The organism is Microbacterium sp. ZW CA_36 (assembly GCF_044987475.1).
Classification (GTDB): domain Bacteria; phylum Actinomycetota; class Actinomycetes; order Actinomycetales; family Microbacteriaceae; genus Microbacterium.
On sequence record NZ_JBJDRL010000044.1, the window covers coordinates 17,747 to 32,763 of the forward strand.

At 73.4% G+C, this 15,017-nt stretch carries 9 protein-coding genes; all 9 read left to right on the forward strand.

Going from position 1 to position 15,017, the window contains the following annotated elements:
- Window positions 1–18: 18 nt before the first annotated feature.
- On the forward strand, window positions 19–1,002 hold the full coding sequence (locus ACI3KX_RS16050) for an ABC transporter (protein ID WP_404910355.1): 984 nt from the start codon (window positions 19–21) through the stop codon (window positions 1,000–1,002).
- 44 nt (window positions 1,003–1,046) lie between these two features.
- Window positions 1,047–1,574: a hypothetical protein gene (locus ACI3KX_RS16055; protein ID WP_404910356.1), complete on the forward strand. Its 528-nt coding sequence runs from the start codon at window positions 1,047–1,049 to the stop codon at window positions 1,572–1,574.
- 72 nt (window positions 1,575–1,646) lie between these two features.
- On the forward strand, window positions 1,647–2,315 hold the full coding sequence (locus ACI3KX_RS16060) for a spermidine/putrescine ABC transporter substrate-binding protein (protein WP_349426337.1): 669 nt from the start codon (window positions 1,647–1,649) through the stop codon (window positions 2,313–2,315).
- Window positions 2,316–2,478: 163 nt separating this feature from the next.
- Window positions 2,479–3,621: a serine/threonine-protein kinase gene (locus tag ACI3KX_RS16065; RefSeq protein ID WP_363356918.1), complete on the forward strand. Its 1,143-nt coding sequence runs from the start codon at window positions 2,479–2,481 to the stop codon at window positions 3,619–3,621.
- Window positions 3,621–9,590, forward strand: coding sequence for an Ig-like domain-containing protein (locus tag ACI3KX_RS16070; protein WP_404910357.1), 5,970 nt, complete (start codon window positions 3,621–3,623; stop codon window positions 9,588–9,590). The genes ACI3KX_RS16065 and ACI3KX_RS16070 overlap by 1 nt, the downstream gene beginning before the upstream one ends.
- Before the next feature lie 57 nt (window positions 9,591–9,647).
- Window positions 9,648–10,613, forward strand: coding sequence for a MoxR family ATPase (locus ACI3KX_RS16075; RefSeq protein WP_349426340.1), 966 nt, complete (start codon window positions 9,648–9,650; stop codon window positions 10,611–10,613).
- Window positions 10,610–12,052 (forward strand): DUF58 domain-containing protein, encoded by a 1,443-nt coding sequence (locus tag ACI3KX_RS16080; protein WP_363356921.1) that lies wholly within the window; start codon window positions 10,610–10,612, stop codon window positions 12,050–12,052. Before ACI3KX_RS16075 ends, ACI3KX_RS16080 begins: the two co-directional genes overlap by 4 nt.
- On the forward strand, window positions 12,049–14,604 hold the full coding sequence (locus tag ACI3KX_RS16085; protein ID WP_404910358.1) for a transglutaminaseTgpA domain-containing protein: 2,556 nt from the start codon (window positions 12,049–12,051) through the stop codon (window positions 14,602–14,604). Before ACI3KX_RS16080 ends, ACI3KX_RS16085 begins: the two co-directional genes overlap by 4 nt.
- Window positions 14,601–15,017 (forward strand): DUF5684 domain-containing protein (locus tag ACI3KX_RS16090; RefSeq protein WP_404910359.1); only part of this gene is annotated, 417 nt, incomplete at its 3' end. The genes ACI3KX_RS16085 and ACI3KX_RS16090, both read left to right, overlap by 4 nt.

Below are 15,017 nucleotides of genomic sequence, written 5' to 3' on the forward strand. Positions count from 1 at the left end.
GCGTGAGGAGTGCCTGCGATGAGTGACCCCAAGTCGTCTTACGGCGAGCCCGTCGAAGAGCCCAACGGCGTCGACGACGTCGTCGGTCGCGCGAACGAAGGCCTCGCCGACGCAGAGGCCGCCCGCCGCGATGCGGTCGACGCCGACAGCTCCACCGCAGCCGCATCCACGCCCGCGGATGCGTCCGACGCGAGTGCTCCGGCCGTCGCCGACGAGCCCGCCGTCGCCCCGGCCGACGAGGCCGTGGCCCCCGCCACCGTGACCCCGGCGGACGCGGAGCCCGACCCGTGGGCATCGCCGGAGGCGGCATCCCTCGACTACTCCTCCACGGCGGCACCCGTTGCCGACGACGCGCCGACCGTTGTCGCCGCGCCCGTCGTCACTCCGAGCGAGCCCGTCGTCGCCGAGCCGGCGGTCGTCGCCGCCGCGGCTCCGCAGCCCATCTTCGTCCAGGCGCCGGAAGCGCCGCGACCGCGCGGCAACCGCGCGGCGGCCGGTGCCATCGGCCTCCTCGCCGCCATCGCGTTCGCCGTGCTGTACCTCGCCGTCTGGCTCGGCGTCGACGCGATCGAGGGCGACCTGACCGGCGAGAACGTCGGCACGACGGTCGTCGGCGCCCTGGGCACCTGGTCGCTGTGGGTGCCGGTCGTGGTCTTCTTCTTCGCCTTCTGGGTGCTGGGCGCGATCATCAACCGCGGTCGGTGGGGCGCCTGGGTGGTCTTCGGCATCCTGGTCGGCATCGCCGCGTACGGCGGCCACATCCTCGGCGCGCTCTTCCAGGCGCCGTTCTGGGAGCTCACGGCGACCGAGGGCGGCGACCTCGCCGAGGCCGAGCTGCTCACGCCGCTGGCGATCGCCGCGTTCGTCATCGGGCGCGAGCTGACCATCTGGTTCGGCGCCTGGGCGGCTTCGCGCGCGAAGCGCGTGACCGAGCTCAACATCGAGGCGCAGCGGGAGTACGAGCGCACGCTCGAGGCCGGGCCGCAGCTCGTCCGCGCGTAGCCGCACCCCCTCCGCCGCGGGAGCCGCCGACGTAGGCTGGCGGCATGGCCGGTGACGGGGAAGGCGCGGCGTCGGCGGGTCCGGTGCGGCCGCCGATCGCCCTGGCCTTCGCCACGGTCGGCTTCATCGCGCTCACCATCTTCGGGCTCGGCATCACGAGCCTCGTCCTCGCCGAGGACGTCATCGCGACACCCGGCCTCGGGCAGATCCCGGGGGCCGCGGGCGTCGTGTGCGCGACGCTCGCGTTCGCGGGCGGGCTGTGGGCGGCGATCGCTCGCGCGGGCAGCCCGTCGTCGCGCACGAGCGCCGGGTCGCCGCATCCGTCCTACTGGGGTGCCGCGTGGACCACCGCGGCGGCGTTCCTCGCGTACATCGGGGGCGTGTGGTTCGCGGCCCTGTTCACCGGGGCGGACCTGGGGGTTGCGACGGCGGTCGCGGGGCGCCTGGCGACGTCGTGGTTCGGGGTGTCGGTGGCCGCTGCCGCATTCGTGTCGGCGTGGGCGGGCATCGCGCTCGTTCGCACGCGCGCGCACCGTCCGCGGTGGCCCTGGGAGGACGAGTTCGACGAGTGATCCGGATGTCCGCGCGGCCGGGAACCGCGGGAATCCGGGCGAAAACACATGCCGGGTACTAGCGTTGACCGGGTGGAGCGGTCGCTCGAGACCCAGGTCAGCCAGGCGGTGGACGCCTGGCTCGCCTGGCTGCCGCGGTGGGAGCCTGCGACGCACCGCGGCCGGACCGCTCCGTGCCGGCGCTGCTTCGGGTCGCCGGTGCTGTCCGCGGCGGGGCTCGGAGCCGATGTCCCGCACGGCGTGCAGCACGGGCTCTCCACGCGGATCAAGACCATCGTCGACCGCTCGGTGGCCGAGTACACGGCGCTGAACCTCCCGATGCTGCAGACGGAGCTCGACCAGCAGGCGGCCCGCAACCGTGCGCGCAGCTATCGGCCGGGCGAGGGGCTGGACCCCGAGTTCGAAGGGCTGCCGCTGGATCCTGAGCCGGTGCCCGGTGCGCCGTTCCTCTTCACGATCGCCGGTCTCGCCGAAGAGGCCGACGCGCACGTTCCGGACCTGCCGCCGCTGACCGAGGAGGCCAAGGCCGCGCTCCGCCAGGAGGTCGGCCTCGCGGACGACTACGCCAACATGGTCGGCCGCGAGGTGTGCACCATCCTGCTGCACCATCGCCTGCGCATCCAGGCCGCGGTCGGCGAGTTCGTCGAGCCCCAGATCGAGGCGATGCTCGCGGATCTCACGAAGTCGCTCGACGCGCCGTTCGACCCGCACGACCCCGGCGAAGCCCCGCGCCTGGAGTGACTCGCGCCGGCCGGGCACAGCAGGTCGGAGACGGGCCTCGAGAATTGCACAGCCGGCGGGGGCCGGCGCGGGTTCTCAGAAGTGATTTTGTTAGCATGGCCAGGTTTGTTGCCGTCACGACGGCACGGGTCGTGTCAAGGTAGCGGACTGCGGGGGAGGTGTGGTGGCCACACGGCTTCCCTCGGCGCCCCCGATACTTCCCGGGCTGGCCTACATCCGCCCTCTCGGCTCCGGCGGATTCGCCGACGTCTTCCTGTACGAGCAGGACATGCCCCGCCGCAACGTCGCGGTCAAGGTCATGCCCAGCGACGTGCGCGACCCCGAGCTGCGGCGCATGTTCAACGCCGAAGCCGATGTGCTGGCGCACCTGTCCGCCCATCCCTCGATCGTGACCGTCTACCAGGCCAGCATCTCCGCCGACGGGCGGCCGTACATCGTCATGGAGTACTGCCCCGGCTCGCTCGCGCAGCGCTACCGGGTGGAGCGCATCCCCGTCGAGGAGGTGCTCGCGATCGGCGTGCGCATGGCGAGCGCGCTGGAGTCGGCGCATCGCGCCGGCCTCATCCACCGCGACGTCAAGCCCAGCAACATCCTCATCACGACCTTCGGCACCCCGGTGCTCGCCGACTTCGGCATCTCAGCGTCGCTCCAGCGCAAGAGCGGCGGCGAGGTGCTGGCGATGTCGATCCCGTGGAGCTCGCCCGAGGTCGTGGCCGAGCAGACCAGCGGCACCGTCACGAGCGAGGTGTGGAGCATCGGCGCGACGGTGTACTCGCTGCTCGCGGGTCACAGCCCCTTCGAGCGGCGTGAGCGCGGCCAGAACACCAAGGATCTGCTGCGGCGTCGCATCGCGCGCGCCACCTACGTCGAGATCCCCCGCGCCGACGTCCCGGCGTCGCTGCAGAGCGTGCTCGCCACGGCGATGAGCCGCGACCCCGGTCGCCGCTACGACTCGGCGCGTGCGTTCGGCGAGGCGCTGCGCGAGGTGCAGGCGGGGCTGGGCCTCTCGCCGACGCCGCTCGAGATCCCCGACGCGGAGTGGTCACCGGCATCCGGTCCGGTCGACTTCGGCGACTCGGCGCTGCGCGGACCGGCCCGCTCCCATGTCGAGCGCGACCTCACCCGCAAGTCCCGGGCAGGCACCGGGGTGGCAGCCCTCGCCCGTGACGAAGACACGGAGATCTCGGCGCCCGCGCGCCGCAGACGCGGCGGCGGCGCGCTGCCGTGGGTCGTCGGCATCGGCGCGGGAGTGGTCGCCGGCGCCGGCGCCGTCGTCGCGGTGCTGCTGGCCGTGGGGGTGCTGTGATGCGCCGCGGCACGGTCACCGGCCTCGTCGCCGCCGGCGCGGTGGCGGCCGCGGTGATCGGGGTCAGCATCGTGTGGCCGGGCCTGGACGCCCAGGAGACACCCGACGTGGACACGGCGGTGTGGGCGCTGCAGACCGGCGACGGCAGGCGCTATGCACGGGTGAACACCTCGGTCGGCGAGCTCGACACCGTCCGCAGCATCAGCAATCCCGATCAGGTGGTGCAGACGGGGGATGCCGCGTACCTGTTCAGCGACAGCTACAGCACGCTCACCCGCATCGACGCGGCGATGCCGGAGGACCTCGACGAGGAGGCGCTGCAGACGTCGCAGAAGACGCCGCCCGGCACCACCGAGGTCGTCACCGCGGGTGACTACGTGGCGTATCTCACTGACTCGGGCGCCGTGTTCGCCGGGCGGCTCTCCAGCGGCTCGGCATCCCAGCTCGACCCGTTCCGCACCGACGACGAGGACACGCCGCAGTACACCGCCGAGGCGATCGCGGTCGACGCCCGGGGCGTGTTGTTCGCGTACTCGCGCGCCGACGGCTCGGTGCTGCGCTACGACGTCCGCGACGGCCAGGTGCGCGACCGCGACACCCTCGACGCCGATGGGCTCTCCGCGCCGGCGATCACCGCCGCGCGAGACACGTGGGCCGTCGTCGACACCGAGGACGGCGATGTCTGGCTGCGTGGCCAGGACGGCCCGGTCCGGACGCCGACGACCGGCACCGTGGTCGTCGGCGCGCCTGATGCGGGCGGCACCGACGTCTACCTCGCCGACGACACCGCGCTCGTGCGCGTGCCGGCCGACGGCTCCAGCATGGCGACCGAGGTCGGCGGCGGCACCGGCACGGTGCTCGGAACCCCGGCGCAGCCGGTCACGCACGACGGCGAGACCTACGCCGCCTGGCTGGGCACGGGTGACGCGGGCGGGCTGCTGTGGCGCTCGAACGGCGCGACGGTCGTCCTCGACTACGGCGCCGAGGCGATGGGCGACCAGGTCCGCCCGGTCTTCGTCGCGAGCGACTCCGCCGTGATCCTCAACGACACGCGGTCGGGATGGGCGTGGTCGGTGCCCGACGGCGCCCTCATCGCCTCGAGTCAGGACTGGAGCCTCGACGACCGCACCGACCCCGACGCGGTGCCGAGCGGCGAGCAGCTGCAGGTCGTGCTCGACCCGAAGCCCCCGATCGCCGAGCCGGACGCCTTCGGGGTACGCTCCGGGGCGCTCGCCTCGCTGCCGGTGCTGATGAACGACCACGACCCGAACGAGGACGTGCTCACGATCGACCCCGCGTCGGTCACGGGCCTCGATCCCGCCTTCGGCGCCGTGACGGTGACCGACGACGACCAGCGCCTCGCGGTGCGTGTGCAGCCCGGCGCGACAGGCTCGGCCACCTTCTCGTACGCCGTCACCGACGGCACGACCGAGAACGGCCTGATGTCGGAGTCGACGACCGTCACCGTCACCGTGGCGGATGCCGCCGCCGAGTCGGCGCCGGAGTGGTGCGGCGTCGAGCGCTGCCTCGTCGAGTGGCCGCAGCCGGAGGTCGCGCGCGGTGGCACGGTGACCGTGCCGGTGCTCCCCGGCTGGGTGGACCCGGAGGGCGACCCGCTGCTGCTGCTGTCGGTCGAGAACGTGACGGGGACCGGAAGCGTCGCCTCGACACCGGGCGGCGACGTCGTCTACCAGCACAGCGACACCGGCGACGGGGGCGAGCAGCTCATCGAGCTCGCGGTCACCGTCGCCGACACCCAGGGGCAGACGGCGGTGAAGTCGCTCACCGTGAAGGTGTCGCCGCAGCCGCAGCTGGCCGCCCAGTCGTTCGCCGTCACCGACACGGTGGCATCTGGCATGACCATCGACGTCGCAGACCACGTCACCGGCACGGCGGGAACGCTCTCGCTCGAGTCGGTGCGCGTACTCGACGACGCCGCGGCGACGGCGACCGTGGTCGGCGGCTCGACGTCGTTCGACTTCACGGCGCAGAACCCCGGCACGTTCCGCGTCGACTTCACGGTGACGGACGGCGTCAGCGAGGCGGCCGGCACGGCCCGCATCACCCTGCTGCCCGCCGACGCGCCCGCCCAGCTCTCGACCTCGCCGGTGGTGGCGTTCGTGCACCCCCAGCAGGACGCCACGCTCGAGGTCTTCGACGCGGTCTCGAACCCGACGCGCCGCGTGCTGCTGCTGAGCGACGTCACCGCGCGAGCCGACGACGGCGCCACCCTGTCGGTCGACGCCGTGGGCCAGAACCACCTGCGGGTGTCGGGCACGACGGCGGACGGCGCCGCCGGCCGGCTGGGCACGGTCTCGTACGTCGTGAGCGACGGCACCGAGGACACCGGCGCGAGCGTCCAGGGCGAGGCCACGGTGTACCTGCTGCCTCCGGCGCCCGAGCTCGCGCCGATCGCCGTCGACGACACCGTGGTGGTGCGTGCCGGCGCGCAGATCGACATCCCGGTGCTCGACAACGACATCGCGCCGTCGGGCGGCCTGCCCACCCTCAACCCCGCGTCCGTGCGGTCCTCGTCCGATGGGGCGCTGGCCTTCGCATCGGGCGACCTGCTGCGCTACCTGGCGCCCGGCGAGCCCGGCGAGTACGGCATCGAGTACTCGGTGTTCACCACCGGTGCGCCGGCGCTCGCCGACACCGCGGCGGTGCGGGTGCGGGTCATCGACGCCGACGCCAACCGCGCACCGACGGCCGACACGCTCGAGGGTCGCGTGCTGAGCGGCCAGTCCGCGCTCATCGAGTTCGACGGCTTCGGGATGGATCCCGACGGCGACGTCGTGACGCTGGACCGCATCGTCGCCCAGCCCGAGCGCGGGGCCGCCACGATCACGGCCGACGGCGCGTCGATCATGTACACGAGCGTCCCGGGTGACAGCGGGCAGGTGTCGTTCCGCTACCGCGTCGTCGACGCGTTCGGCGAGACCGCCGAGGGCACCGTGCGGGTCGGCGTGCTGGACAGCGAGGCCAACCCGAGCCCGGTCACCTTCACCGACTACGTGCAGGTGCAGGCGGGCGACGGCAACACGATCCGCGTGAGCCCGCTCTCGAACGACGTCGATCCGACGATGGGTGAGCTGCGCGTGACCGACATCCGTCCCGACGTGCCGGCGACCCTCATCGACGGCAGCGACAATCCGGAGTACGAGCGTCTCGGCGACCAGATCGTCGCCGTCGACGACGCGACGGTCCGCATCGCGGCGGGCGACGAGCCGGCGACGATGTCCTTCCTCTACGACGTGGAGTCCTCGTCGGGCAACACGGGGCGCGGCCTCATCGTGGTGCGGGTGGTGCGCGAGAGCGTGCCGGACTACCCGGTCGTCGCCGACACCAGCCTCACCGTCGAGAGCCGCGAGGACTTCCCGCGGGGCGTCGACGTGCTGGCGGGCAAGGTCACGTGGTCGGGCGGCGACGCCGGCGACCTCGAGCTCTCGCTGTGGGGCGACCCGCAGGGGGTGACGGTGCAGGGCTCGCGCCTGCGCGGCGCGCTCCCCGAGACCACGCAGCTCATCCCCTTCGCCGTGACCGGCGAGAGCGCTGCCGGTGAGGTCACGTCGTACGGGTTCCTCCGCGTGCCGGGTGACGACGACCTGGCGCTGACGCTCCGCGCGGGCGCGGCATCCCCCGAAGTCACCGAGCTCGAGTCGGGGACCTTCGACATGGCGAGCCTCGTCGCACGCCCACGCGGTGCGCTCATCGAGATCGGCGACGACGTCCGGGCATCCGGAGCCCGTGCGGAGGCCGCGTGCGCGATCGATTCGGGCACGGTCATCCGCTACGACGCCGGAGCGGGCGCACCGTGGGTGGACGCGTGCCAGGTGCCGGTGCGGCTGTCGGGCGACGAGGAGTGGACTCTCCTCTCGGTGCCGATCGTGGTGCACCCGCGCGATCCGCAGCCCGAGCTGCGTCCCGGCTCCATCACGGTCGGTCCCGGCGAGACCGCGTCGTTCGACCTCAAGAACATGACCACATGGCAGCTGCGCGAGGACTGGGACGGCATCGTGTACGCGACCGAGCACTCGGGCACCGCGTTCCAGGTGACGCAGGAGGGCTCCACCGTGACCGTGACCGGCGCCGATCGCGCCGTCCAGGGGTCGGAGGAGGCCGTCCTGGTGTCGGTCACGAGCCACCCCTCGGTGACGCCCGCGCGCCTCATCCTCCGCGTCGGCGCCGCGCCGTCGACGCTGCCGCAGGGCGGCTCCGTCGTGCAGCAGTGCTCGCAGGCGTCCGGCTCGTCGTGCACCATCCCGGTCATCGGCGCGGGCGGCGAGGTCAATCCGCTGCCGCGCACCCCGCTCGAGGTCGTCGATGTGCGGCCGACGGGATCGTGCGCCGGCGTGGGATTCCAGGTCGCGTCGGCGACGTCGATCACGGCGACGTGGACGACGGATGCCCCGGGGGCGACGTGCACCGCCACGTTCTCGGTCCGCGACGCCCAGGGCCGGGTCACGAACGCCGAGCGCGACGGGCGCGTGCTGCTGGATCTGCTGGGGTACCCCAAGCCGCCCGCGAGCATCAGCCAGGCGGCCTACGCCGACGGCACCGTGACGCTCCGGGTCGACCCGGGACAGGCACGCGCGGCGTATCCGGCGCTCTCCGGCTTCGTCGTCCGCTCGGGTGGCCAGGAGGTCGCGCGGTGCGCCGCGGACGGCGTCTGCCCGCCCGTCGCAGCCCCCAACGGCGAGCAGCGCACCTACGAGGCGTGGGCGGTCAACGCGGTGGGCGAGTCGAAGGGGAGCGTCCGCACCCTGGCCTGGGCGTACGACGCGCCGCTCGCGCCGACGAGCGTGACGGCCGCCCCCGTCGTCACCGGCGACGGCGCCGGCGGGATCGTGTCGCTCGTGATCGACGGCATCGAGGTGGGTGAGACGGGAAGCCTCGAGATCTCGAGCCCCGCCGGCGAGGTGGTGCGCGTGCCGGTCAACGGCAACCGGACGAGCGTCGAGGTGCCCTGGTACCGCGTGGGCAGCAACACCGCCTCGCTGATCACCGTCACGCCCTACTCCCGCTTCGACCTGCCGCCGGGGCTCGGCGGCAGCGCATCGGGCGCCGCCGCGACCGTGCAGGCCAACGGCATCGGCAGTCCGCTGTCGCCGCAGCTGACGCTCAGTGCGGTGTCGAACGGCGACGGCACCGCCACCGTCACGGCGCGTGGGTCGGCCGTGGTCAACGGCGACGGATCGGGCCTGCGCTACGGAATCGTGCAGGACGGTGACCGCTGCAGGGTCATCGACGGCGGCGAGACGGCCACCTTCCCCGGGCTGGAGGACGGCGAGGAGTATGCGTTCCGGATGTGCGTCGAGTCGTGGTGGGACGACGAGTCCTTCGGCCGCGTCGAGACGACCGCGACCGTCCGCGCCCAGCAGTCGGGCAGGGCGCCGCAGGGCTGGACGTTCGCCGTGGACGGCAGGCCGAACGTGCAGGAGCAACGCGCCGACTGGGTGATCCGCGAGAACCCCACCACGACCGAGCGGCTTCCGAACCGCAACCGCGCCGAGTTCCAGGGATGGGGCCCCGGCAGCACGGTGTTCGGCCAGGATCCCGGCATCCAGGTGCGATACGTCCACGAGTTCTGGGGCACGGCGACCACGTGGTCGACCGTGACCCCGCGCGCCGGCAGCGCCCCGTACCAGGTGCAGGCGAACTGGACCGTCACATCGTGCGTCGGCGGGAGCCCGCTCGCCTACCGCGGCCAGTCGTCGAACGCCCCGAACGGCTCGTCAGCCGTCTTCGCCTTCGGGAACTCCCAACTGCGCTACTACGACGAGGACGACAGGCTGCTCCCGCACACGGTCGACACGTGGGACGTGCCCATCGGCGCGAAGCGGGTCGAAGGCATTTCCGTGACGGTGAACTGGGACGCCCAGGGCTGGGGGCTGGCCCCCGCGAGCACCGAGTTCTCGGCGGCGTGCCAGCCGAACAACGGCAACCCCGAGCCGCCCCCCGCACCCTGACCACCGGCATCCATCCGCTCGCCGCGGGCCCCACCCGCACACCACAGAGGACAGCACATGACGATCACCCAGGAGCAGGCCGACTGGTTCGCGCAGACGTTCGGGCAGATCGCCGACAACGTCGAGCGCGCCGTGCTCGGCAAGCGCCACGTCGTCGAGCTCGTCCTCACCGCGATGCTCAGCGACGGCCACGTCCTGCTCGAGGACGTGCCGGGCACGGGCAAGACCTCCCTCGCCCGGGCGATGGGGCAGTCGGTGCAGGGCACCAACACGCGCATCCAGTTCACGCCCGACCTGCTGCCGAGCGACATCACGGGGCTCAGCGTCTACGACCAGAAGGAAGGCGTGTTCGAGTTCCATGCCGGCCCGATCTTCGCCAACATCGTGCTCGCCGACGAGATCAACCGTGCGAGCCCCAAGACCCAGTCGGCGCTGCTCGAGGTCATGGAGGAGGGGCGCGTCACGATCGACGGCGTCTCTCGCGAGGCCGGCATCCCGTTCCTCGTGCTCGCCACGCAGAACCCCGTCGAGCAGGCCGGCACGTACCGTCTGCCCGAGGCGCAGCTCGACCGCTTCATGATGCGCACGTCGCTCGGCTACCCCGACCACGCCGCGACCGTCCGCATCCTCGACGGCGCGGCGATCGCGACCGCCGACCTCGGCCCGATCATCACGCCGCAGGCCCTGGTCGGGATGGCCGACCTCGCGGCCCAGGTCTACGTCGACGCGCTGGTGCTCGACTACATCGCGCGGCTGGTGGACGGCACGCGCACGGCCGACGAGGTGCGCCTGGGCGTCAGCATCCGCGGCGCGCTCGCCCTCACCCGCGCTGCGCGCACCCGCGCCGCCTCGCAGGGCCGCACGTACGCGACGCCCGACGACGTCAAGACGCTCGCGGTGCCGGTGCTCTCGCACCGGCTGATCCTCCACCCCGAGGCCGAGTTCGACGGGGTCACCCAGGAGACCGTGGTCGGCCAGGTGCTGCTCGACGTGGCGCCGCCCGCGAGACGCGAAGCGGTATGAGCACCCCCGAGCGCGCCGCCGCCGGGCCAGGCGACCGCCGACGCGGCGGGACGGGCACCCTCGAGCCGCGCATCACCCGCACGGTCTCGTCCACCGGCACCGAGGGTCGCACGCACCTCACGACGACGCTGACCGGCACCGCGACGAGCGTGGAGCCGCGGCGCGGTCGCACGTTCGTGCGCGCGGCGGTCTGGTGGACGGCGGCCTGGCGGGCGGCGGGCGCAGGGATCTCGACGGCCGCCGCATGGTCTGCACGCACGGTCCGGCCCGCCGGCGTCCTGGCGGCGGTCGCGGCGACGGCCGGGCTGCTGCTCGGCGTCGCTTTCGGCTGGGTCGAGTTCATGGTCGCGGGGGCGGCATCCCTCCTCCTGCTGGTCGCCGCCGTGCCCTTCCTGTTCGGCGCGCGCGCCTACGACGTCGATCTCACGCTCACGCACCAGCGGGTCGTCGCGGGCGACGGCGTCGACGGGCGCATCGTCGTGCGCAACGACGGCCACCGGGTCGCGCTTCCAGGTCGCATCGACGTCGCGGTGGGCGCCGGGCTGGTGGAGTTCGGTGTGCCGCTGCTGCGTCCCGGGCACGCCATCGAGCAGCCGCTGGAGATCCCCGGCCTCGCCCGCGGCATCGTGACAGTGGGTCCGGCGACGACCGTGCGCAGCGACCCCATCGGGCTGCTGCGTCGTGAGCACTCCTTCCCCGACGTGCACGACCTCTACGTCCATCCCCGCACCACCGGTCTGCCCTCGACGAGCGCGGGGCTCATCCGCGACCTCGAGGGCTCTCCCACGCGACGGCTCGTCGACGCCGACATGTCGTTCCACGCGATCCGCGAGTACGTGCCCGGCGATTCGCGCCGCCAGATCCACTGGCGCTCGACGGCGAAGACCGGTCGCCTCATGGTGCGCCAGTACGAGGAGTCACGGCGCTCCCGCATGGCCGTCGTGCTCGCCGTGGCCGAAGCCGAGTACGCGGACGCCGACGAGTTCGAGCTGGCGGTGTCGTGCGCCGCGTCGCTGGGCCTGCGCGCCGTGCACGACGCCCGGGACGTGCAGATTGTCACCGGCTCCGAGATCCCGCGGGTGGTCCGCGGCCGGCTGCGCGCGATCCGCCGCATTCCCGCTGCGGCGCCTCGCCCGATGCTCGACGGGTTCAGCGGCGTCGACCTGCTCGAGAGCACGATGCCCGTGGGCGAGGTGTGCCGCCTCGCCGCCGAGTCGGGCGAGCGCCTCTCGATCGCGTTCGTCGTCGTCGGCTCGCGCGTGCCGCTCACGCGGCTGCAGCAGGCGGCGCTCGCCTTCCCGGCCGACACCGCCGTCGTCGGCATCATGTGCGACGAGCGCGCCCACCCGCGCATGCAGCCGCTGTCGAGCATGACGGTGCTCACGGTCGGCACCCTCGATGACCTGTCGGGTCTGCTCCTGCGGGGAGCCACGTCGTGAGCGGGCCGATCCCCGTGCCGGTGAGGACGGATGCCGCATCCGCGGGTGCCGCGGAGACGTCGGCTCTGCGCGCTCCCCGCCTGGTGCCCCGCATCGGCGTGGGCGTGGCGTTCGCGGTGGTGATCGCTGTGATCGCGGCGGTGGCCGCCTGGCCGATCTACCGCTCAGGCTCCTTCACGGTGCTGGTCGTCGCCGGAACCCTCGTGGGCGGCGGCATCGCCGCGCTGGCGTGGTGGCGGGGCTGGAACGGCTGGTCGGTCGCGGGACTCCTCGCCGCCGCGGTGCTGCTGCTCGGCATCCCGCTGGCCGTCCCCTCGCGACTGGGATCCCCGGAGGACCTGCTCCGTGGGCTCGGCGAGCTGGCCAGCGGCCTCGTGCTGGGGTGGAAGGACCTCGTCACGGTCGAGCTGCCGGTCGGCTCGTATCGCAACCTGCTCGTGCCCGCCCTGGTGGTGTTCCTCGTCGGCACCTGCGTGGTGCTGCTGCTGGCCTGGCGCGAGGACAGCGCCGCCTATGCCGCCGTTCCGGTGGCCCTCGGCATGGTGACGTTCGGGCTGTTCTTCGGACGCACCACCGTGAGCGCCCCGTGGCGGCTCGGTCCGGTCGCGCTGTACGCCCCGGTCGAGACGGCCGTGGGCCTCGCCGGTCTCCTGACCTGCCTGCTGTGGCTCGCGTGGCGCACCCACGACGAGCGCATCCGTGCGCTGCAGCGGGCCGCGGCATCCAGCGGGGTGCGCATCTCCCGCCGGCCGACGGGTGCCGACCGCCGCCGGACGGCGCTCGGGGCCGGCATGGTGGCGGGCGCCCTGGTGCTCGCGGTGGCCGTCGTACCCTTCGCCGCCCGCGGCGCGGAGCGCGACGTGCTGCGCTCGGCGGTCGGCCCCGACATCGATCTGTCCGCCGAGGTCAGCCCGCTGACGGAGTATCGCACCCTGTTCGGCGACGACCGCGCCGGCGACGTCCTGTTCACGGTGGAAGCGGCCGAAGGCTCGGGGATCGCGCTCCCCGAGCGCGTGCGCATCGCGACCCTCGACGCGTACGACGGCGAGGTCTTCCGCTCGGGCGGCGAGGGCGCCGTCGACGCGGGCCGGTTCGTGCGGGTGCCCTCGATTCTCGACGCGGGTGAGGGATCGCCGGTCGAGGCGCGCGTCGAGATCGACGCCTGGGACGGGATCTGGATGCCGACCGCCGGCCGCCTCTCGACGGTCGAGTTCGAGGGCGACAGGTCGGCGTCGCTCGCCGACCGGTTCTACTACAACGCCGCCGCGGCGGCCGGCGTGCAGACCGCCGGCGGCGGGCTCTCCGCGGGCGACAGCTACGTCGTGCGCGGGGTCGAGCCGCCGACCGCGGACCTGGCCGAGCTCGAGGCGCCCGGAAGCCCCGGCGGGGTTGCCGCCCCCGAGAGCCTGCGCACGTGGATGGACGAGCATGCCACGGGCTCGGGCGGCGCCGCCCTCGCCGGGCTGGTGTCGCTGCTGCGGGAGCGCGGCTACCTCAGCCACGGGCTCTCCCGCGGAGCGGAGCAGCCCGCGTGGGCGGCAGCGCTCCCCGATTACACGTTCCAGCCGAGCGCCTCGGGCCATTCGCTGGCCCGTGTCGACACCATGTTCGCGCGCCTGCTCGAGCGCGAGACGGATCAGCGGGCTACCGCGTCCGACAACTACGTCGCCGCGATCGGCGACGACGAGCAGTTCGCGGTGGCCGTCGCCCTCATGGCCCGCGAGCTCGGATTCCCGTCGCGCGTCGTGCTCGGCGCGCGCCTCACCTCGGCAGAGCCCGGTCTCGCCACCTGCGACGACGGCGCATGCCGCGCGCAGGACCTCACGGCGTGGACCGAGGTGCAGTCGGCCGCCGGTGAATGGGTCGCCGTCGACGTGACGCCGCAATACGCCGTGTCGCCGAGCCTGGACGTCACCGAGCAGCGAGACCCCGAGAACGTCACCGAGGTGCGCCCCGAATCGGTCGAGGAGGTCGTGCCGCCGGATCCCGCGCAGGAGGACTCGGGGCAGGAACGCACCCCCGAGGAGGACTCCGCCGTCGACCTCGCGTGGCTCTGGCCGGCGCTGCGCATCGGCGGCATCGCGCTGCTGGTGCTCGCCCTGGCCTTCGGCCCGCTGCTGATCGTCGTCGGGACGAAGGCCGCCCGCCGCCGGGCTCGGCGACGCACCGGCACCCCGGCATCGCGCATCGCCGGGGGCTGGGACGAGTACGTCGACGCCGCGCTCGACACGGGCCGCACAGCACCGAAGACGCTCACCCGGAGCGAGCTCGCCGCCGCCTTCGCGACGCCCGCCGGGGCGGAGCTCGCGCGCGCCGCAGATCGTGCCGTCTTCTCGCGCGCCGAGCTCTCGGCCGACGAGGCCCGGCGCTACTGGGCCGCCGTCGACGCCGAGCGGCGGATACTGCGCAGCGAAAAAGGGTTCTGGCGCGGAGCCCGCGCGACCGTATCGTTGAGATCGTTGCTCCGACCACTGGCGCCCGAAACGGGCGTCCGCAGCAGATTCGCCGAGAGGGGGAGACGACGGGCCCAGCCTGTGCGTCCCATGCCATGAACGCCACCGATGCCACCGCCGCCGTCTTCGGGACGCTGACCGGTCTCCTCCTGTTCGCCGGCCTCTACGTCTGGACGGCCCTCGCGCTGTCAGCGGTGTTCCGCAAGTCCGGCGAGGAATCCTTCAAGGCCTGGGTGCCGATCCTCAACATCGTCGTCGTCCTGCAGCTGGCGGGGCTGTCGCCGTGGCTCGTGATCCTGGCGTTCATCCCGTTCGTGAACATCGCGTTCCTGGTGGTCCTCGCGATCGCGCTGTACCGCCTCAACGTCGCGTTCGGGTTCGGTGCGGGCATGACGGTGGTCGGCGTCCTGCTCTTCCCGGTCTGGGCGTCGATCGTCGGCTGGGGAAGCGCCCGCTGGGTCGGACGCGAGCAGTCGTCCGCATCCCGCGGCGCGCACGGCGGCGGCGTCCGT